The sequence below is a fragment of the Lachnoanaerobaculum sanguinis genome, assembly GCF_033242365.1.
GTDB lineage: Bacteria > Bacillota > Clostridia > Lachnospirales > Lachnospiraceae > Lachnoanaerobaculum > Lachnoanaerobaculum sanguinis.
In genome coordinates, this window is sequence record NZ_BTHK01000010.1 from 1 (window position 1) to 21652 (window position 21652).

18 protein-coding genes and 1 pseudogene are annotated in these 21652 nt (G+C 36.5%); 18 read left to right on the forward strand and 1 reads right to left on the reverse strand.

Going from position 1 to position 21652, the window contains the following annotated elements; translation table 11 throughout:
• Positions 1-280: pseudogene (locus tag SBH76_RS07775) on the reverse strand (ISNCY family transposase); the annotation flags it as partial.
• 222 nt (positions 281-502) lie between these two features.
• On the opposite strand from SBH76_RS07775, the gene rpsU reads away from it, so the two are divergent.
• The 18 genes from rpsU to SBH76_RS07865 all read left to right on the forward strand — a co-directional run bounded on the left by rpsU (position 503) and on the right by SBH76_RS07865 (position 21594).
• On the forward strand, positions 503-679 hold the full coding sequence (gene rpsU, locus SBH76_RS07780; protein ID WP_005539624.1) for a 30S ribosomal protein S21: 177 nt from the start codon (positions 503-505) through the stop codon (positions 677-679).
• A gap of 71 nt (positions 680-750) precedes the next feature.
• A complete protein-coding gene (locus tag SBH76_RS07785; protein WP_317977399.1) occupies positions 751-1743 on the forward strand; it encodes a PhoH family protein in 993 nt (330 codons plus the stop codon).
• Positions 1744-1781: 38 nt separating this feature from the next.
• Positions 1782-2276: an rRNA maturation RNase YbeY gene (gene ybeY / locus SBH76_RS07790; protein ID WP_317977400.1), complete on the forward strand. Its 495-nt coding sequence runs from the start codon at positions 1782-1784 to the stop codon at positions 2274-2276.
• A complete protein-coding gene (locus SBH76_RS07795) occupies positions 2276-3931 on the forward strand; it encodes a putative polysaccharide biosynthesis protein (protein WP_317977401.1) in 1656 nt (551 codons plus the stop codon). Before ybeY ends, SBH76_RS07795 begins: the two co-directional genes overlap by 1 nt.
• On the forward strand, positions 3928-5142 hold the full coding sequence (locus SBH76_RS07800; RefSeq protein WP_317977402.1) for an aminoacetone oxidase family FAD-binding enzyme: 1215 nt from the start codon (positions 3928-3930) through the stop codon (positions 5140-5142). The genes SBH76_RS07795 and SBH76_RS07800 overlap by 4 nt, the downstream gene beginning before the upstream one ends.
• 10 nt (positions 5143-5152) lie before the next feature.
• Positions 5153-6781, forward strand: coding sequence for an NAD(P)/FAD-dependent oxidoreductase (locus SBH76_RS07805; RefSeq protein ID WP_317977403.1), 1629 nt, complete (start codon positions 5153-5155; stop codon positions 6779-6781).
• On the forward strand, positions 6771-7604 hold the full coding sequence (gene proB / locus SBH76_RS07810; RefSeq protein WP_317977404.1) for a glutamate 5-kinase: 834 nt from the start codon (positions 6771-6773) through the stop codon (positions 7602-7604). The genes SBH76_RS07805 and proB overlap by 11 nt, the downstream gene beginning before the upstream one ends.
• Positions 7605-7615: 11 nt before the next feature.
• The gene (locus SBH76_RS07815; protein ID WP_317977405.1) at positions 7616-7834 is read left to right on the forward strand and encodes a DUF896 domain-containing protein; all 219 of its coding nucleotides are present in this window, start codon (positions 7616-7618) and stop codon (positions 7832-7834) included.
• A complete protein-coding gene (locus SBH76_RS07820) occupies positions 7827-8390 on the forward strand; it encodes a 5-formyltetrahydrofolate cyclo-ligase (RefSeq protein ID WP_317977406.1) in 564 nt (187 codons plus the stop codon). Before SBH76_RS07815 ends, SBH76_RS07820 begins: the two co-directional genes overlap by 8 nt.
• 10 nt (positions 8391-8400) lie before the next feature.
• A complete protein-coding gene (gene miaB, locus SBH76_RS07825; protein WP_317977407.1) occupies positions 8401-9828 on the forward strand; it encodes a tRNA (N6-isopentenyl adenosine(37)-C2)-methylthiotransferase MiaB in 1428 nt (475 codons plus the stop codon).
• Positions 9829-12477: a DNA mismatch repair protein MutS gene (gene mutS / locus SBH76_RS07830; protein WP_317977408.1), complete on the forward strand. Its 2649-nt coding sequence runs from the start codon at positions 9829-9831 to the stop codon at positions 12475-12477.
• Positions 12478-12481: 4 nt separating this feature from the next.
• Positions 12482-14389: a DNA mismatch repair endonuclease MutL gene (gene mutL / locus SBH76_RS07835; protein ID WP_317977409.1), complete on the forward strand. Its 1908-nt coding sequence runs from the start codon at positions 12482-12484 to the stop codon at positions 14387-14389.
• Positions 14386-15336 carry a tRNA (adenosine(37)-N6)-dimethylallyltransferase MiaA gene (gene miaA, locus SBH76_RS07840; RefSeq protein WP_317977410.1) on the forward strand — a complete coding sequence of 317 codons (951 nt, stop codon included), beginning with the start codon at positions 14386-14388 and terminating at the stop codon, positions 15334-15336. Before mutL ends, miaA begins: the two co-directional genes overlap by 4 nt.
• Entirely contained in the window at positions 15329-16606 is a 1278-nt protein-coding gene (locus SBH76_RS07845; RefSeq protein WP_317977411.1) for a methionine gamma-lyase family protein, read from the forward strand. Before miaA ends, SBH76_RS07845 begins: the two co-directional genes overlap by 8 nt.
• 85 nt (positions 16607-16691) lie before the next feature.
• Positions 16692-17381 carry a RadC family protein gene (gene radC / locus SBH76_RS07850; protein WP_317977412.1) on the forward strand — a complete coding sequence of 230 codons (690 nt, stop codon included), beginning with the start codon at positions 16692-16694 and terminating at the stop codon, positions 17379-17381.
• Positions 17381-18211 (forward strand): rod shape-determining protein MreC, encoded by an 831-nt coding sequence (gene mreC / locus SBH76_RS07855; RefSeq protein WP_007591590.1) that lies wholly within the window; start codon positions 17381-17383, stop codon positions 18209-18211. The genes radC and mreC overlap by 1 nt, the downstream gene beginning before the upstream one ends.
• On the forward strand, positions 18212-18721 hold the full coding sequence (gene mreD / locus SBH76_RS07860; RefSeq protein ID WP_007591592.1) for a rod shape-determining protein MreD: 510 nt from the start codon (positions 18212-18214) through the stop codon (positions 18719-18721).
• Positions 18721-21594, forward strand: coding sequence for a penicillin-binding transpeptidase domain-containing protein (locus SBH76_RS07865; RefSeq protein ID WP_317977413.1), 2874 nt, complete (start codon positions 18721-18723; stop codon positions 21592-21594). Before mreD ends, SBH76_RS07865 begins: the two co-directional genes overlap by 1 nt.
• Positions 21595-21652: the final 58 nt, after the last annotated feature.

Genomic DNA, 21652 nt, shown 5'->3' on the forward strand with positions numbered 1-21652 from the left:
TTTTTAGAAGCTCTGTATAGTGTTCAAAGTTAGCCTCGTAGTATTTAGTTCTGTATAGATCAAGAACCTGACTTCTGATATCAGGGTGGATGGTGGTAGCCGGCTTCTTACCTCGGTTACCATGAATAAAGAATACTTTACCATCTTTAATATAGCCTTGTATCATACGGTTTATATGCCTCTTGGTGCATCCTAGGATAAGAGCAGCTCTATCCTTATTAGCTGTATCGGGGTGATCTACCAGACCCTTAATAACCTCGTACTTTCTTTGTTCATCCATTGATAAAATAACCTTTCTGATAAGTCAGTCCCTCCTAGTGTTAGAATATACAAAATAGTATTCTACCATAAGTGGGACATTTTTATTTGTGGTATAATGGGACTTTATCATATATGGCTTATAATCGTGTAATTTATTTGAAATACATATTGACGAATCTGTACTTTATGGTATAATGATATAGATTTTGAATTTCACAACCGGAGGGAGGTTAGATCTTAGATGTCAAACGTGATTGTGAAAGAAAACGAGAGTCTTGACAGTGCACTTAGAAGATTCAAAAGAAATTGTGCTAAGGCAGGCATTCAACAAGAAATTCGTAAGAGAGAGCATTACGAGAAGCCAAGCGTAAGACGTAAGAAAAAGTCTGAAGCAGCTAGAAAGCGTAAGTTTAATTAATTGCGTGTTTTCACAACCTCGGTCATTTGACCGGGGTTTTCTTTTTAAAGAAAACTTTTAAGGAGAACAATTTGAGTATAATTGAAAATATTATAGATATACCTATGGAGCATGAAAGGAATGTCTGTGGTGAGTTTGATGTATATTTGAAGAAAATAGAGAGAACGCTGAAGGTAAGTATGATTGCCAGAGACGGCAGTATAAAAATAATAGGCCCGAAACCTTATGTAGATAAGGCGAAATCTGTTTTCAACAATCTTATAGAACTTTCTAAAAGAGGGAATCAAATCACAGAGCAAAATATAGATTATGCCCTTTCATTGTCATTTACACTTGAAGATGACAAGATTCTTGAAATCGATCAGGATGTTATAGCAAGAACTATCTTAGGCAAACCTATAAAGCCGAAGACTCTGGGGCAAAAACAGTATGTAGATCTTATCAGAGAAAAGATGATAGTTTTCGGTGTAGGCCCTGCAGGAACGGGAAAAACTTATCTTGCTATGGCAATGGCGATACAGGCTTTTAAAGAAGGAAGTATAAACAGAATTATCCTTACCAGGCCTGCAATAGAAGCCGGAGAAAAACTGGGATTTTTGCCGGGAGACTTGCAAAGTAAAATAGACCCTTATTTAAGACCTCTATATGATGCGTTGTATCAGATAATGGGTGCCGACAGTTTCCTGCATAATCAGGAAAAGGGATTGATTGAAGTCGCTCCTCTTGCATATATGAGAGGTAGAACTCTTGATAATGCATTCATAATTCTTGATGAGGCGCAAAACACCACACCTGCACAGATGAAGATGTTTTTAACAAGAATCGGTTTCGGTTCAAAGGTGATAGTGACCGGAGACCAAAGTCAGAAGGACCTTCCTCAGGGACAGACTTCGGGTCTTGACAGTGCACTTAAGATTTTAAAAAATATAGATGATATAGGTATATGTATGCTTACCAATAAGGATGTGGTACGACATCCTTTGGTTCAAAAAATTGTGGAAGCCTATGATATATATGAAAAGAAAAATATATCAAAGGATGATAAAAAGAGATTTAGAAAATAAATACAGCCTTTTGGCAGATTTTATAACGGCGAGGGAGTATGACTATAGAAATAAGCTATGAGTCTAAAACGAATCTTGAAATACCATATGAAGAAATAATCAATAAAATGGTAGTTGCATCACTTGATTTTGAAGATTGTCCTTATGAGGCGGAAGTTTCGGTGACAATTGTGGATGATGAGGAAATAAGAAGGATAAATAATGAGTACAGAGGCATTGACAGGGCTACAGATGTGCTTTCATTTCCTTTTAATGAGTTTTCCGCCCCCGGAAATTTTGATGATATTGAAGAAAATATAGATGCATTTAATCCGGAAACCGGAGAATTGCTTCTTGGAGATATTATACTTTCTACAGAGCATATACTGGAACAGGCTAAGGAATATGGGCACAGCAAAACCAGAGAGTTGGCTTTTTTGGTGGTACATTCCATGCTTCATCTGATGGGATATGACCATATGGAAGATGATGAAAGAATTGTTATGGAAGAAAAACAAAGAAAAATTTTAGAGCTTGAGGGGATTAGCAGATAATGCCGGTAAAAACAACAAAGAAAGAATCTAATAATTTTTTGGTGCAGGGAGCCATATTGGCGGTTGCGGGAATTTTGGTCAGACTTATAGGACTTGCCTACAGAGTACCTCTTCTTAGAATAATAGGAAGTAAGGGTATGGGATATTATTCCACCGCATATAATTTGTATGCGATTATTCTTTTGCTTTCTTCATATTCATTGCCGCTTGCCGTAAGTAAGATGGTTTCTTCAAGAATTGCAAAGAATGAATACAAAAATGCAAATAAAATACTCAGGGCAGCCCTTATATATGCAACGATAGTGGGAGGCCTTGGTTTTGTTATAGTTTTTTTCGGAGCAAACTTTTTTGCAAGCAATCTGTATCAGATGCCTTTGGCAAAGTATGCTCTGCAAAGCCTGGCACCTACCATATGGATTATGGCATATCTTGGAGTGCTTCGAGGATACTTCCAAGGTCATTCTACAATGGTACCTACGGCTCTTTCTCAAATCTTTGAGCAGATAGTAAATGCTGCTGTATCAGTGGGTGCGGCTTATTATTTGTGTGAGGCGGCATTAAAACAGGCAAAGGGTGAGGATGTAAAGGCGGCTTACGGTGCAGCCGGAGGTACAATAGGTACCGGTGCAGGTACAGTTATAGCCTTGTTTGTAATGCTTGCATTCTTTTTTGTGACTGCGAATGTAAGAAGAAAGAATATCTTAAATGATAAAACACTAAGAAAAGAAAGCTTTTCTACAATTACAAGAGTGTTGATACTTACAGTAATACCTGTAATAGCGTCTACAGCTATTTATAATATAAACTCTGTGCTTGACGGAATGGTGTTCGGACAGAGTATGAAAGCTTTGGGACTTGAAGAAGAGACATCAAGACTTTACGGAATATACACAGGTGGATATCTTGTACTTGTAAATGTTCCGGTTGCTATAGCAAATGCTATGTCTTCATCCCTTATACCGACTATTTCAAGAAGTTTTAGTAAAGGTGAGAGAAGTGATGTAAACTCAAAGATATCAATGGTTATCAGATTTGCCACTATTGTAAGTTTTCCATGTGCAATAGGGCTTGCGGTTATTTCAATGCCTGTAATGGGAATACTTTTTAATTCTGCGGAAGATGCCATGTTGGCTGCATACTTGATGATTCTCGGATCGGGAGTTGTTGTATTGTACTCTGTTTCTACAGTTACAAATGCTGTACTTCAGGGAACCAGCCTTATAAATAAGCCGGTTAAAAATGCTTTTATATCACTGATAATACATTTTATTATACTGTATATATTATTATTTACATTTAAATCAAATGTAATCGGATTGGTATTCGGAAATATGGTATTTGCTCTTTCGATGTGTATTTTGAATGCCGGAAGTATAAGAAGAAATCTATCCTATAAACAGGAACTTATAAAGACTTATCTTATGCCTTTTATTTGTGCAGGTCTTATGGGAATAGTTGTTTATATAGTATATACTTTTATTCTAAGATTCAGCAGCAGCAGGGTTATACTTACATTAATACCTATTATGGTTGGAGCACCTGTTTATGCAATACTTTTGATCGGTACAAGAACTATATCAAAGAATGAGATATTGCAGATGCCAAAGGGCAGAAAATTAGTAAATATTTTACAGAAAGTCAGGCTTTTGAAATGAAAGTTGGGATTGTAGGCGGTGGAGCAGCAGGTATTATGTCTGCTCTATTTGCGTGTAATGGAAAGGATGAAGTTACTGTCATTGAGCACAATGACAAGCTTCTAAAGAAGATACTTTCTACCGGAAACGGAAAATGTAATTTTACAAATACAAAATTAGAGCCTTCAAATTATCACTATAATGAAAGAGCAATAAAGTTTATAGAAAGATTTAACCAATTTGATACTATAAAGTTTTTTAACAGTATAGGGGTAATAGAGTATATAAGAGACGGATATACATATCCAAACTCGGAGCAGGCGGCTTCTATCAGAAATGCACTTTTAATGGAGCTTGAAAGATATGATGTGAATATACTTTTAAATACCTATGTAACAGATATATATAAGAATGATGATTTATTTACGCTTTGTATCTGCAACGCAAATAATAAAAGCAAATCAAAGCTTTATTTTGACAAGATTATTATAGCTACAGGTTTAAAAGCAGCACCCAAACTTGGAAGTGACGGATCTTTTTTTCCTGTTTTAAAAAAGCTTGATATAAAATATAAGTCTGTTTTACCTGCACTTTGCGGTATCAGCTTAGATAATAAAAATTTCTTTAAAATGACATCAGGTGTCAGGGCAAAGGGGAAAATATCGGTAGCTGTTAAGGATGAGGAACTTGCAAGTGACTTTGGAGAATTGCAGTTTAGTGATACAGGTATATCGGGGATACCTACATTTCAAGTAAGCAGGTATGTAAGTATTGCTCTTGATAAAAAAGAAAGTGTTAAAGTTTCGCTTGATATGTTTTCACATCTTGGAAATATAGAAAATATATTAAATGAGAGAAGGAAAATACCTTCATTTATTACAATGGAGGATATAGGAAACGGACTCATAAACTCTAAGCTTTGGCTTGGAATAATTGGTTTGGCAGATATCAGGGCTGATCTAAAAATAAAAAAATGTGATAATAAGAGTTTTGATAGACTAATTGCTATTTGTAAAGAGATGAAATTTGATGTTAAAGGCACCGGAGATTTTGACAAGGCGCAAGTTTGTACAGGTGGTATTGCCTTGGATGATGTTGATGATAATCTGATGTATAGGGATATTAAGAGCATGTACTTTGCAGGTGAAATACTTGATGTTGACGGGATTTGCGGAGGCTACAATTTGCAGTGGGCATGGACATCCGGATATATAGCCGGTGCCGGAAGATAAGGAAGAAAAAATGTTACATATAAATTCTTTACAGCTGAATGTACATCATGATGAAAATGATTTAAAGAAAAAACTTGCCAAGACTATCGGTTGTAATATAGATGAGATAGAAGAATATGAAATAAGGAAAAGATCAATAGATGCCAGAAAAAAGCCTGAGATCTCATATTCTTATTCCATAGATGTCAGTCTTTTAAATGAGGCTAAATATTTAAAGAAAAATAAAGCTTTGAGCATTGCAAAGCCGGTTGTTTATGCTTATGAAGATGTAGAAAAGCATGAAATTTCGGAAGAGAGTAAAAGACCTGTGGTGGTGGGATTTGGTCCTGCGGGTATATTTGCAGCACTTTTACTTGCAAGGTATGGCTTAAAGCCTATAGTAATAGAGAGAGGTGGCTGTGTTGAAGACAGAACCTTGAGCGTAAATAAATTTTGGAGCGAAGGAAAGCTTGACACCGAGTCCAATGTTTCTTTTGGAGAAGGAGGAGCAGGTACATTCTCGGACGGAAAGTTAAATACCTTGGTAAAAGATACTTTCGGTAGAAACAAATTTGTGCTAAGTACTTTGGTGGAATACGGAGCACCAAAGGAGATTTTGTATGATAATAAGCCGCATATAGGTACAGATCTTTTAACAGGCATAGTAAGAAAGATAAGAGAAGAAATAAAGGAACTTGGTGGAGAGGTAAGATTTGATACCAAACTTATAAATATAGAAAATATAAAAGATAATAAAAAGAAGATAGAAGTAGTAAACAAAAGAGATTGCAAACATGAAATAATCGAATGTGAAAATATAATACTCGCACTTGGACATAGTGCCAGAGATACCTTTAAAGCTTTAAAGGAAATGGGAGTTTATATGGAACCGAAGTCATTTGCACTTGGTATAAGAGTTTCTCATTCACAACATTTGATAGATGTTTCACAGTTTGGCGAAAAAGAAGCGAGGTTTTTATCGCCTGCACCTTATAAACTTACGTTTAAGTCAAGCTTTGACAGGGGTGTGTATTCATTTTGTATGTGTCCCGGCGGATATATAGTAAATGCTTCTACGGAAGACGGAAGAATTGCCATAAACGGTATGAGCTATCATAAGAGAGATTCGGGAGAGGCAAATTCCGCTATTATTGTAAGTGTATCTGAAGAAGATTTTGATAAATACTCCGATCCTAAAGATCCGCTAAAAGGTGTAGAGTTTCAAAGAAGACTCGAAGAAGAGACCTTTCATATGGGCAATGGAAGAGTACCTGTACAAAGACTGGTTGATTTCCTTGAAGGAAGAGAAAGTAGCGGATTTGACAATACAAATCTGAAGATAAAGGGAAGTACTACTATTGCCAGAGTGGATAAGCTCTTCCCAAAAGAGATATATGAGAGCATGAAAGAGGCATTTTTAGACTTTAATCGTAAGATAAAAGGATTTATAAATGAAGATGCCTATGTAGCAGCTATAGAGTCAAGGACATCATCACCTGTAAGAATAAGCAGAGACGAGTCTTTACAAGCAAATATTTCCGGCATATATCCATGTGGTGAGGGTGCCGGATATGCAGGCGGCATAATGAGTGCTGCCATGGACGGATTAAAGGTTGCAGAAAGAATTATTGAAAAGTATAAGGAGGAGTATGGATATTAGACAAAAGGTAAGAGATGCAAAAAGAATTGTAATAAAAATCGGTTCTTCAAGTATCACTCACGCCCAAACTGGTGAGCTTCATCTTTCAAAAATAGAAAAACTTATAAGACAGATAGCAGATCTTAGAGGAGCAGGAAAGGAAGTTGTATTGGTTTCATCAGGTGCTATTGCAACAGGAAGACATTCTCTCGGTATAAATGAAAAGCCTTCCACACTTTCACAAAAGCAGGCTCTTGCGGCGGTAGGACAGGCCAGACTTATTATGGAGTACAGAAAGCTTTTTTCTGAATATAATCTTAGAATAGCACAGATTTTGATGACAAAATCAACAATAACGGAGGATACCTATCGTGATAATGCCAAGGCTACTTTTACACAACTTTTGGCATATGGTGCAGTGCCTATAGTAAATGAAAATGATACCATATCTACATATGAGATTCAGTTTGGTGATAATGACAGATTGTCTGCTCTTGTAAGTGCGCTTGTGGAGGCGGATCTTCTTATACTATTATCTGATATTGACGGACTTTATACCGACGATCCTAATACAAATAAGGATGCGGAGTTTATAAGCTTTGTAGAGGATGTAGACAAATATATGGATATGGGAAAAGCTACATCAAAGTCCGGTCTTGGAACAGGTGGAATGTATACAAAACTTTTGGCGGCACAGATTGCAACCAATTCAGGCTGTGATATGGTAATTGCAAGTGCGGAGGATATGAGTATAATAGAAAATATTGCAAATGGTGAGGAAATAGGGACATATTTCCCGGCAAAGAGCAATAAGGATTTTGATTGGTTAAATTGTTTGGAATAGTAGGTGAAAAAATGGATAATACAAAGATTGACAGAATTAATGAATTAGCTCATAAGCAAAAGAGCGTAGGACTTACAGAGGAAGAAAAGATAGAGCAGGCGGCACTTAGAAAAGAATATATTGAATCAATAAGGGAAAGTTTAAGAGCAAATCTTAATAATATTTCCATAGAAGAGGCTGACGGCAGTATAACAGACCTTGGTGAGAAGTTTGGAAAGAAGAATGAATAAGACAGGGCTTAGAAAGTACTTGTTGGAAAAGAGAAATTCACTGTCAAGAGAAGAGGTTTTATCTGCAAGTGAGAGTATAATAAGAAAAATAGATGCTTTAATAAAGAAAAATAAAAGTATGTTAATTCTGGGATTTATGCCGCTTGGAAATGAGATAGATCTAAGACCTTTATATGAAAAGATACTTGCCGGATATTATAAGGATGAGTTTGATATTGATATTATATTGGGCTTACCGAGAGTATGCGGTAAGGAAATGAAATTTTTTAAGATAAGCTCAATTAAAAATCTTGAAAAATCAAAGTTTGGCATTATGGAGCCGGAGATTAACAGTGAAGAAATCATTGCAAAAGATGCGCATGTTTTTGTACCGCTTATAGGACTTGACAAGAATAAGAAAAGACTTGGATTTGGCGGTGGATTTTACGACAGATATTTTGGAAAGCATAGAGAGAATACTTTGTACGGGCTCGCATATGATTTTCAAGTAGATGTTGATTTTGATGTGAATGAGTATGATATTGCAATGGACCATATTTTTATAGCAAAATATTAGAAAGAGGATTATGGAGAATTTAATACCTAATGAAGAACTGTTAAGACAGGAATATTTCATGTCTGAGGTTAATGATATAATACATGCAAAGGCAATGGAAAGGGGAGTATATCCAACTTATAAGGTGGTGACCTTCGGTTGTCAAATGAATGCGAGAGATTCCGAGAAACTTTCAGGAATTCTAACAGGCATTGGATATATGGAAGCTGAGAATGAGGAGGATGCAGACCTTGTACTTTTTAATACCTGCACTGTAAGAGAGAATGCAAACGACAGACTCTATGGTAGAGTGGGACAGCTCAAAAAAAGCAAAGAAAAAAATCCGGATATGATAATCGGTATCTGCGGATGTATGATGCAGGAAGCGGAAGAGGTTGAAAAGATCAAAAAATCTTACAGACATGTAGATCTTGTTTTTGGAACACACAATATATATAAACTTGCTGAGATACTTTTTGAGCATCTTACAACTAAAAAGCAGGTTGTAAATGTTATGGAAAGTGCCGAGATGATTGTTGAGAAGCTTCCGAATAAGAGAGAGTTTGCCTTCAAATCGGGTGTGAATATCACATTTGGTTGTAATAATTTTTGTAGTTATTGTATAGTGCCATATGTAAGAGGTAGAGAAAGATCAAGAAAGCCTGAGGAGATAATAGATGAGATCAAGAGCCTTGTAGCTGACGGCGTAAAAGAAATCATGCTTCTTGGACAAAATGTAAACTCATATGGCAGAGGACTGGGAGAAGAGATAAGCTTTGCGACTCTCTTAGACAGGATCGCTCAGATCGAAGGTTTGGAGCGACTAAGATTTATGACACCTCATCCCAAGGATCTTTCTGATGAAGTCATAGAGGTGATGAAAAGGAATAAAAAGATATGCAAGCATTTACATCTGCCACTGCAGTCGGGAAGCTCTGATATTCTTAAAAAAATGAATCGAGTATATACTAAAGAGGGTTATCTTGACTTGGTAAGAAGAATAAAGGCGGCTATTCCGGATATTTCACTTACAACAGATATTATAGTGGGATTCCCTGGAGAAACTGAGGAAGATTTCCTTGATACTTTGGATGTGGTAAAAGAGGTTAGATATGACTCTGCATTTACATTTATTTATTCAAAGCGTTCAGGAACACCTGCTGCAAAGATGGAGGATCAGATAGATCCTAAGGTTATAAAGGACAGATTTGACAGACTTTTAAAAACCGTACAAGATATTGCGGCGGAAAATACAAAGAAAAATGAAGGAAAATGTATGCCTGTTTTGGTAGAGGGCAATAATGATCATCTGGATGGCTATCTTAGCGGAAAGCTTGAGAATAACTTAACGGTACATTTCAAAGGTCAAGAAAGACTTATAGGTGAAATAGTGGATGTTATCTTGGATGAAGCAAAAGGCTTTTACTATATGGGACATATAAAGACAAGTGAGGCATAAATGGCACTATCTCCTATGATGTCAAAATATCTGGAGACTAAGAAAGAGTATCCGGATTGTATACTTTTTTATCGTCTGGGCGATTTTTATGAAATGTTTTTTGAGGATGCTACTGAAGTGGCAAGGGAGCTTGAACTTACCCTTACAGGTAAGGATTGTGGACTTGAAGAGAGAGCACCTATGTGTGGTGTGCCATATCATGCTGCTGAAACTTATATAAACAGACTTGTACAAAACGGTCATAAGGTTGCTATTGCGGAGCAGATGGAAGATCCTAAGCTTGCAAAGGGACTTGTAAAAAGGGAAGTTGTTAGAATTGTTACTCCGGGTACTATCACAAGTACCGGAGTATTAGCTGATGATAAAAATAATTATATTATTTCCATATTCTATATTGATGAGAGATTCGGGCTTGCAATATGTGATATTTCAACCGGAGATTTCTTTGTTACAGAGCTGGTTTCTATAAGAGAACTCTTTGATGAGATACAAAAATACCAACCCACAGAAATTATATGCAATCATGCATTTGAGATCAGCGGTATTTCACTTGAGGAACTAAAGAAAAAATATAATATTACAATAACATCACTTGATAATACATATTTCAGTGAGAAGAACAGTATAGATATATTAAAGAGACATTTTGCGGTTTCAAGTATTGAAGCATTGGGACTTTCAGAGTTTTTGGATGCGACCATCTCATCAGGAGCAATGCTTAGATATCTCTATGAGATGCAAAAGAGCTCCTGTGCACAGATAGTGGGAATAAGTGCATATAAAAACGGAGACTATATGATAGTGGATACCAGCTCAAGAAGAAATCTTGAGCTGGTGGAAACTATGAGAGAGAAAAAGAAAAACGGCTCACTCTTAGGTGTACTTGATAAGACAAATACAGCTATGGGTGCCAGAATGCTTAGAGGTTTTTTGGAGCAGCCGCTTGTAAATAAAGAAAGAATAATAAACAGGCAGGAAGCCGTGGCGGAACTCTTTGACAGATATATTGACAGGGAAGAGCTTAGAGAATATTTAAATCCGATTTATGATCTGGAGAGACTGATGTCAAGAGTTGTAACAAAGAATGCCAATACCAGAGATCTTCTATCACTATCTGCTTCTTTGAAGATGATAAGTCCGATAAAAGAGGCTTTAAAAACTTTTGAGTCTGAAGAGATCAAAAAGACAAATAATAATCTCGACAGGCTTCACGATATAATCGACATAATAGATAGGGCTATAAATGAAGACAGTCCACTTTCACTAAAAGAAGGCAATATTATAAATACCGGATATAATAGTGAGATAGATAAGCTTAGGCAGGCAAAAACTGAGGGTAAGAATTGGCTGGCTTCTTTGGAATCTGAAGAAAAAGAGAAAACAGGAATAAAGAATCTTAAAGTAAAGTTCAACAAGGTATTTGGATATTATTTTGAGGTGACCAATTCGTTCAAAGATATGGTGCCGGATTATTTTATAAGAAAGCAGACTCTTACCAATGCAGAAAGATATACCACAGATAAGCTTAAAGATTTGGAAAATATAATACTTGGGGCTGAGGATAAGTTAAACAGTCTGGAGTATGAAGTCTTTGTTGAAATCAGAGATGAGATTGCAAAGAATGTAAACAGAATACAATCAAGTGCCAAGGCGGTTGCTTATATAGATGCATTATGTTCATTGGCTACGGTGGCTTATAACAATAACTATGTAAAACCTGAAATAAATACTTCAGGTGTTATTGACATAAGGGATGGCAGGCATCCGGTAGTTGAGACAATGCTAAATGATGATTCGTTTATTGCAAATGATACCTATCTTGATCAGAATAAGAAAAGGATGTCTATTATTACCGGACCTAATATGGCAGGTAAATCAACTTATATGAGACAGACAGCTCTTATTTGTATGATGGCTCAAATAGGAAGTTTTGTACCTGCAAAGCAGGCAAATTTATGTGTTTGTGACAGAATATTTACCAGAGTGGGAGCTTCGGATGACCTTGCAAGCGGTCAGTCTACTTTTATGGTGGAGATGACTGAGGTTGCAAATATCCTTAGAAATGCCACCAGAAATTCTTTGGTTATTTTGGATGAGATAGGAAGAGGTACATCTACTTTTGACGGTCTTGCTATTGCATGGGCAGTGGTAGAGCATATTTCAAATATAAAACTGATAGGTGCAAAGACACTTTTTGCAACACATTATCATGAGCTTTCAGAACTTGAAGGTACTCTTCCGGGTGTAAATAATTACTGTATTTCAGTAAAGGAAAACGGTGATAATATAGTATTTCTTAGAAAAATAATAACAGGCGGTGCAGATAAGAGTTATGGTATACAGGTAGCAAAACTTGCAGGTGTACCCGATAGTGTAACAAACAGAGCAAAGGAGCTTATAGAGGAGCTTTCAAGCGCTGATATTGCGACCAGAGCCAGAGAGATTGCAGAGGCTACACCGGCAGTTTCAAAGAGAAAACCTGTAAAGAAGATGAGTGAAGTGGAGGCGGGACAGCTTTCACTATTTGATGCGATAAATAATGATACGATTATTAAGGAAATTTCAGAAATCGATATTACTTCAATGACTCCTATGGATGCTTTGAATACATTGTATGCTTTACAGAATAAGATAAAGAACAGGATATAAGTTTATGATTAATATACTGGATAAGGGGACTATTGATAAGATTGCGGCAGGTGAGGTGGTTGAGAGACCTGCATCAATAGTAAAGGAGCTTTTGGAAAATTCAATAGATGCGGGAAGTTCTTCCATTACAGTAGAGATAAAAAATGGTGGAATTGACCTGATAAGAATAACGGATAATGGCTGCGGTATTGATTCAAAAGAAGTAAAAACAGCCTTTTTAAGGCATGCCACTTCAAAAATAGTCAGTGATAAAGATCTTATCTCTATAAAGAGTCTGGGATTTCGCGGCGAAGCACTTTCAAGTATTGCTGCGGTTTCAAGATGTGAGATAATCACAAAGACAAGAGATGAACTTACCGGTGTTCGCTACTATATGGAAGGTGGTGTAGAGGTTGAATTTGAAGAAATAGGAGCACCGGACGGAACCAGTATAATTATCAGAGATATTTTTTATAATACTCCTGCCAGAAGAAAATTCTTAAAAACCGCTTCTACGGAGGGAGCACATATAAGTGAGCTTGTAGAGAAGATGGCTATGTCAAATACGGACATTGCCTTTAAGTTTATATCAAATAATCAGGTGAAGCTACAGACAAACGGAAACGGAAATCTGAAGGATATAATATATCAGCTTTATGGAAAGGAGATTTCCAAGGCCTTATGTGCGGTTGATTATGAAAAAGACGGGGTAAAGATAAAAGGTGTTATTGCAAGACCTGAAGTTACAAGAAGTTCCAGAAGTCTTGAAAATATCTTTGTAAACGGCAGATATATAAAGGACAATATTATTTCAAAGGCTATTGAAGACGGTTTCGGCGACAGACTTATGCAACATCAGTATCCTTTTTGTGCGCTCAGCTTCTATTTGGAAGGTGTGGATGTAAATGTTCATCCAAGAAAGATGGAAGTGAGATTCTCTGACGGAAATCATATCTACAACTGTACAAAAGAGGCTGTGGAGGAGATTTTTAAATTACAGAGCAGTATCAGAGAGGTACCTGTGGGTAAAGACACTGCCAATGAAAAGAAGGTGTTTATTAATACACCTGAGCCTTTTGAAAACAGAAGAAGAGATATTGACTTTAATAAATCCGCTAAAAGTGATGAGATACAGTGGACTATACCCAAGGAGACAAACTACAATCCGCAAAATGACTACGCACTTTTAAAAGATGATGTTTCAAATAATTCTTCTGATAATGCTGCAGGATATTATAGAGATTTTGAGTATGCCGCCGGGGCAAGGGATGTGTCAAAAGATTCATCAAGCGAGGCAGATACTTTAAGTGCAAGACAATCTGCATCACAGCTTTCATTTTTTGATACGGAAGCAAAAAAGTATATAAAGGTAATAGGACAAGTTTTTGATACATACTGGATAATTCAACTGGAAAATGAGATGTATATAATTGACCAGCATGCGGCACATGAAAAGGTAATGTATGAAAGACTTTTAAAGGAAAGTAAGGACAATAAGATTTCCGCTCAGATGATAAATCCGCCTATTATAGTTACCTTAACCGATTTGGAGCAGGATGTTTTAATTAAGCATATGGATGAGTTTAGGGCGGCAGGATTTGATATAGAGGAATTTGGAGGAAAAGAATATAAGATAAATGCAATTCCTAATATTTTTCCTTCAATACCGAAGGCGGAGCTTTTTAATGAAATGCTTGCAGACAGCACAAATTATGATATTATATCTCCGTCAGAGCTTATTTTGGCAAAGACGGCATCTATGGCTTGCAAGGCGGCTATAAAGGGAAATATGAGAATATCCCTGATGGAGGCAAATGACCTTTTTGATGAGTTGCTGTCACTGGATAATCCATACAATTGTCCACATGGAAGACCTACTATAATAAAAATGAGCAAGCAGGAAATTGAAAAGAAATTTAAAAGGATAGTATGACAAAGAATAAATTGATTATTCTTGCGGGACCTACCGCATCGGGTAAAACCTCAGTATCCATTGATTTGGCTAAAAGACTTGGGGGAGAGATAATAAGTGCGGACTCCATGCAAGTATATAAATATATGGATGTGGGCACTGCAAAAATATCGGTAGAAGAGATGCAGGGTGTAAAACATCATTTGATAGATGTGCTGAATCCAAAGGAAGATTTCAATATCGTAAAGTTTCAAAACATGGTAAAATGTTCTATAGAGGAAATAGTAAAGAACGGACATATACCTATATTGGTTGGAGGAACAGGTTTCTATATACAATCTGTTATTTATGATATTGATTTTAATAATGAGGATGATAACAGTTCTGTAAGAAAAAAGCTTGAAGAAGAATATGATGCTTTCGGTGCGGATTTTATGCATGAGAAACTGAAAAAAATTGACATTGTTTCAGCACAAACCATACATAAAAATAATAAGAAGAGAATAATTCGTGCAATAGAGTACTTTTTGATAAATAATGAGCCTATCTCATCACATAATGAAGTCCAAAGAGAGAAAAAATCACCATATGATTACAGATTCTTTGTACTGAATCCTCCAAGAGATATCCTATATGAAAGAATAAATAAAAGAGTGGATATTATGGTGGAAAACGGACTCGTTGATGAAGTTAAGAAGCTTAGAGAAATGGGACTCTCAACGGCGAATATTTCCATGCAGGGGATAGGGTATAAAGAGATAATTGAGTATCTGGACGGAGAGGTTTCTTTGGAAACCGCTATAGAGAATATTAAGCAAAATACAAGGCATATGGCAAAAAGGCAGGTAACCTGGTTTAAGAGAGAAAAGGATGTAATTTATGTGGATCCTTTCTCATTTGAGAGCAATGACAAAATAGTTGATTATATGATTGAGAAAATTAATACGGAAAGAATAGATAATGAGTGATTTAAATAATATTTATGCGGAATTCGGTATTTCAAAAAAAGTTATAGACTTGTCTGAAAAAGTATTGGCATCTTTGGAGGAAAGATTTCTTGAGATAGATAAGAATGCCGAGTTTAATCAGATGAAAGTGCTTGCGGCAATGCAAAAACATAAGGTAAGCGATATACATTTTGCGGCAACTACCGGATATGGATACAATGATTTGGGAAGAGATGTGTTGGAGGATGTATATGCTACAGCATTTAAAGCGGAGGCTGCACTTGTAAGACCGCAATTGGTAAGCGGCACACATGCACTTCATATAGCACTTTCAGGGAATTTAAGACCCGGTGATGAACTTTTATCACCTGTAGGAAAGCCTTATGATACTTTGGAAGAGGTTATCGGTATAAGAGATTCAAGAGGATCTTTAAAAGAGTATGGTGTTAAATATTCACAGGTTGACTTACTTTCAGACGGTTCTTTTGACTTTGAAGGAATAAGAAAAGCTATAAATGAAAAAACAAAGCTTGTTACAATACAAAGATCAAAGGGCTATGCTACAAGAAAAACATTGTCTGTGGAGAAGATAGGTGAGCTTATAAAGTTTGTAAAATCAATAGATCCTAAGATCATATGTATGGTGGATAACTGCTATGGTGAGTTTGTAGAGAGAATAGAGCCTATTGAAGTAGGTTCTGATATGATAGTGGGTTCTCTTATAAAAAACCCGGGAGGCGGACTGGCTCCTATAGGTGGCTACATTGTCGGAACTAAGGAATGTGTGGACAATGCTTCATATAGACTTTCGGCACCGGGACTTGGAAAAGAAATAGGAGCAAGTCTTGGGATGAATACAAGTATGTTTCAGGGGTTTTTCCTTTCTCCTACAGTAGTTGCGGGAGCGTTAAAGGGTGCTATATTTGCGGCAAATCTTTATGAGAGTCTTGGATTTGACTGTCATCCGAATGCTACCGAGCCAAGATTTGATATTATTCAGGAAATTACTTTAAGAGATCCGAAAGCCTTATGTGCTTTCTGTGAGGGCATACAGGCGGCGGCTCCTGTAGATTCATATGTAAAGCCCGAACCTTGGGCGATGCCGGGATATGACAGTGATGTGATAATGGCGGCAGGAGCTTTTGTTGGCGGTTCTTCAATAGAGCTTAGTGCGGACGGACCGATGAAAGAGCCGTATTCGGTGTTTTTCCAGGGAGGACTTACCTGGTATCATGCAAAACTTGGAATAATGCTGTCACTGCAGAAGATATATGATGCAGGACTGCTTTAGAACTTTACAAAATATTAATTAATTACTTTTATATTTTGTGATAAAATAAAATTACCTTTCATGCTTGGAGAGCGGAAAGGGATTTATGGGGAAAATAAAGGAATTACCACTTGAACAAAGACCATATGACAGAGCGCTGGAGTATGGAGTGGAATCGCTTACAGATGTTGAACTTTTGGCTGTGCTTCTTAGAAGCGGTACAAAGGATGTCAATGTTGTAAATCTTGCATACAATATTCTTGAGGGTAATGGTGAAGGATTTGGAATACATAGTATTTTTCACCATAATATTGATAAATTGATGGCCATCAAGGGTGTGGGCAAGGTTAAGGCCGTACAGATACTTGCGCTTGGAGAGTTTTGCAAAAGAGCTTGGGAGAGAAAAAACACAAGAAAGAGCATTTCTTTTTCTTCTCCTGACTTGGTTGCAAATTATTATAAGGAGAGTATCAGACACTTGGAAGTTGAGGAACTTAGAATTATTTTCCTTGACACAAGGCAGAGACCCATTTCCGATATGGTGATTTCAGTTGGAACTGTGAATGCTTCTTTGGTTTCTGTCAGAGAGATCTTGATAGAAAGCTTAAAGCATTTGGCGGTAAATGTTATTTTACTGCACAATCATCCAAGTGGTGATCCGTCGCCGAGTAAGGCGGACATAGATATAACAAAGGATATTAATAAAGCGCTTGATAGTATAGGAATAGAACTTATAGACCATATAGTCATAGGTGACAACTGCTATTACAGCTTTAAGGAACAGGGGATTATTTAATGGATTCTAGAAACCGACTTGTACTGATAATTTTAAGTATAATTAGTATCATTCTTATAGGAATAACTTCATTCAATGATTCTATTATTTCGCCTTTAAGACAGGCGGTAGGAATTGTATTATTGCCGGTTCAATCCGGAGTAAATACTGCCGGTAGGGCGATATATGACAATATAGAAGAGCAAAGAAAGTTGCATGACGCAATCAATGAAAATACCTTGCTCAATAAAAAAATTGATGAGCTAACGGAGGAAAACACGAAGTTGATGGCGGATAACGGGGAACTTGCAAGACTCAGAGAATTGTATAAGCTTGATGAAAGTTATTCGGACTACGAGAAGGTTGGCGCCAGAGTAGTGGCAAAGGACAGTACAAAGTGGTTTTCTACTTTTACTATCGACAAGGGAAGTGATGACGGCATAGCAGTAGACATGAATGTTATAGGCTATGGCGGACTGATCGGAATAGTGACCGATGTAGGGAAAAATTATGCAAATGTCCGTTCAATTATAGATGATATATCAAGAGTAAGTGCAATGTCTCTTAGAACAGGTTCTCTTTGCAGAGTTGACGGTAATCTTGAGCTTTATAATGACGGAAGATTGATTTTAAAAGATGTAAAGTCGGATGCGGATATCTCCGAGGGTGATATGATAGTTACATCAAATGTATCAACCAAGTATTTGCCGAATATTTTAATCGGCTATGCCAGAGATTTAAAGGAAGATTCTTCAAGGCTTACAAAGAGCGGATATATAATACCTATAGTGAATTTTGATACTATATCTGAAGTTCTTGTAATAACCAAAAAGAAGGAAGTGAGTGATTAAATGAGAAGAATAATAGTAAATATAGCTTTTATTATATTTGCATTTGCACTTCAGATATGCATTTTCCCGTTCATACCGTTTTTATATGCCTCGCCGAACTTACTTATAATACTGACATTCACTTATGGATTCAGTCTCGGTGTGGAAGAAGGAATGCTCTACGGTGTGTTATGTGGAGTTTTGATGGACTTGTACTTTGCAGGTCCTTTCGGATTTTTTACTTTATTATTTATATGGATAGGGTATATCAACGGTAAGCTTTCAGCCTTCTTTTATGAGGAATATATAGTTTTACCATTCATAGTGTGTACAATAAGTGAAGTTATGTACAATGTATTTATTTATGTTTTCAGATTCTTGATAAGAGATAAATTTGAATTTTTATACTATTTGAAAAATATTGTAATACCCGAGGTAATAATAACGCTTATATTTACATTGTTATTATACAGGTTTTTACTTTGGTACAATAAAAAACTCAGGATATTGGACAGTAGAGGAATTAATTAGTGATAAGGGATTTTAAAGATTTTTTAGGGGACTTTTTTGAAAAGATAAAATCCTCCAGACTATTTATACTTAGTGTAATATACGCCTTCATGGTATTTATCCTTGGATCTAAACTTTTCACCATGCAAATGGTAAACGGAAAAGAGGCACAGGATAAGTATGTTCAAAAAATAAAGAAAACGGTAGCCACCACAGGTGCAAGAGGAAATATATATGACAGAAACGGCAATCTTTTGGCCTATAATAAACTGTCTTATACGGTAACTATCACAGATGGCGGATACTATAAAAAGGTTAATTACAAAAACAATATGTACTACAGGCTGGTACAGATTTTAAGAAAACATGACGAAAATATCGAGGGAGATTTTTTGGTGGCGGTAGATGAAAACGGTGATTTCTACTATACCACAAAATCCGACACAGCCAGACTGAGATTTATTGCAGATATGTACGGCTTGAAATCATTGGATGAACTTGATGATAAGGCCGGAAAGTATCCTTCAAATATCAGTGCGCAGGAGATGGTTGATAAAAAGCTTAAAACCTACGGACTTGATAAAATGACTGACAGTGAAGGTAATATCTACAATCTGTCCGGTCAGGACAAAATCGATTTGATAAATATAAGATATGAGATGGGCAAAAAACTTTACAGAAGGTATGAGCCTACTATTATATCTACAAATATATCTGAAGAAGCAAAGATTGACATTATGGAAAATACGGCATCTTTAATAGGTGTCGATGTGGAAAATGACACCCTAAGAGTCTACAATGATGCGGTTTATTTTTCAGATATAATCGGATATACGGGAAAAGTTCCGGATGACAAGCTTGATGAACTTTTAAAGGAAAGACCTGATTATACATTAAATGATATTGTAGGAAGAATCGGTATAGAAGAGAGCATGGAGACCACATTACAGGGTACAAAGGGCTCAAAGACTATGATAGTTGATAATGTGGGAAGGATTATAGAGACCATAAGCGAAGTTGAATCAAGTGCGGGAAATGATGTATATCTGACTATTGATAAAAATTTGCAAATAGCTACTTATCGTTTGGTTGAGCAGCAGCTGGCAGGTGTTTTGGCAAGTAAGATTGTAAATGAGGACAATCCGAATACAGATTCAACAGATTCAACACATAGACTTATACCAGTAAAAGATGCTTACTATCAGCTTATAGGAAACAATGTACTTGATACGACTCACTTTGCAAAAGCGGATGCGTCTGCAACGGAGCAAAGTTTGAATGCAAAGCTTACAGCACAAAAGGAAAATATTTTAGTATCAATAAATAACGAGTTGACTTCAAGTACCCCTACGGTAATGGGCGGATTGCCTGAAGATACAAATGCATATTTAAACTATATTCATTCCGCACTTACAAAGAAGAGTATAATAAAGAAGGATAATATAGATACAAAATCCGAGGTTTATCAGGCATGGAAAAATGAGACCACTTCACTTAGAGATTATTTGTTTATAGGAATATCAAGCGGGTATATCGATACTACGATATTCTTTAACGACAGTAATTATTCAAGTGCTGAGGATATATACAGCAAGCTTGTAGAGTATATTCAAGATATGCTTAAGGATGATGCCGATTTTGATAAGCTTGTTTATAAATATTTGATCAGAAACAATGTGGTCACAGGAAGAGAACTTTGTCTGGCGCTTTTCGATCAGGGAATACTTAATATGGATGAAGCCGCATATGCTCAATTGGCTGCCGGAAATGAAGGCTTTGCTTTCCCTTTCTTTATTGATAAGATTTCAAGGATAGAGATAACACCGGCACAGCTTGCGCTTGATCCTTGTTCTGCCGGAGCGGTGGTTACAGATGTAAATACCGGTGAAGTGAGAGCATTGGTATCGTATCCGGGTTATGACAACAACAGATTGGCAAACTCTATGGACGTTACATATTTTAACAAATTGCTGGAGGACGAAAGTTTGCCGCTATATAATAATGCGACCCAAACAAAGAAGGCACCGGGTTCAACATTCAAGCCTATTACAGCAATTGCAGGTCTTGAAGAGCATGTTATAAACGCAACTGACACGGTAGTGTGTACAGGTATTTACGATACTATAAATCCTGCTATAAAATGCTGGATTTATCCGGGAAGTCACGGCCCCGAGTCTGTAGTAAAAGCTATACAGGATTCATGCAATGTATATTTTGCCGAAACGGGACACAGACTTTCTACAGACGGTAACGGTGAGTATTCATCAGAACTTGGTATAGAGAGACTTAAAAAATATGCCACAATGTTCGGACTCGATCATAAATCCGGAGTTGAAATAGTGGAAAATGAACCACAGATTTCAGATATCAACCCTGAACAGTCATCTATCGGTCAGGGTAATCACTCATTTGCAAATATTCAGCTTGCAAGATATGTAGCGACTATTGCAAATCAGGGAACTGTTTTTGAACTGAGTCTTTTGGATAAGGTTTGTGATCAATACGGAAATGTTTTACAGGATTACACCCCTGTTTCAAATTATCATGTGGATATCAGTCAGGATACATGGAATAATGTTCGAGAGGGTATGTACAGGGTTATAAAAGAAGGTTCCGCAAGGAAAGTATTTACAGATCTTAATATTAATATTGCGGGAAAAACAGGTACCGCACAGGAGTCAAAGACTAGAGGAAATCACGCTTTCTTTATCTCTTTTGCACCTTATGAAAGTCCTGAGATAGCTGTTACGGTAAATATCCCTTACGGATATTCCTCTACAAATGCGGCAGTTATCGCTAAGAATATTTATAAATACTATTATAATCAAATTAGTTTGGATTATATATTGAATAATAGTGCACTTGATGTAAGTGATGTAAGAATTGGTGACTGATTTTAGAAGAAAATATGTTAATTTTCAAAAAACACTGGATTTTTTTGCTAAATTCGTG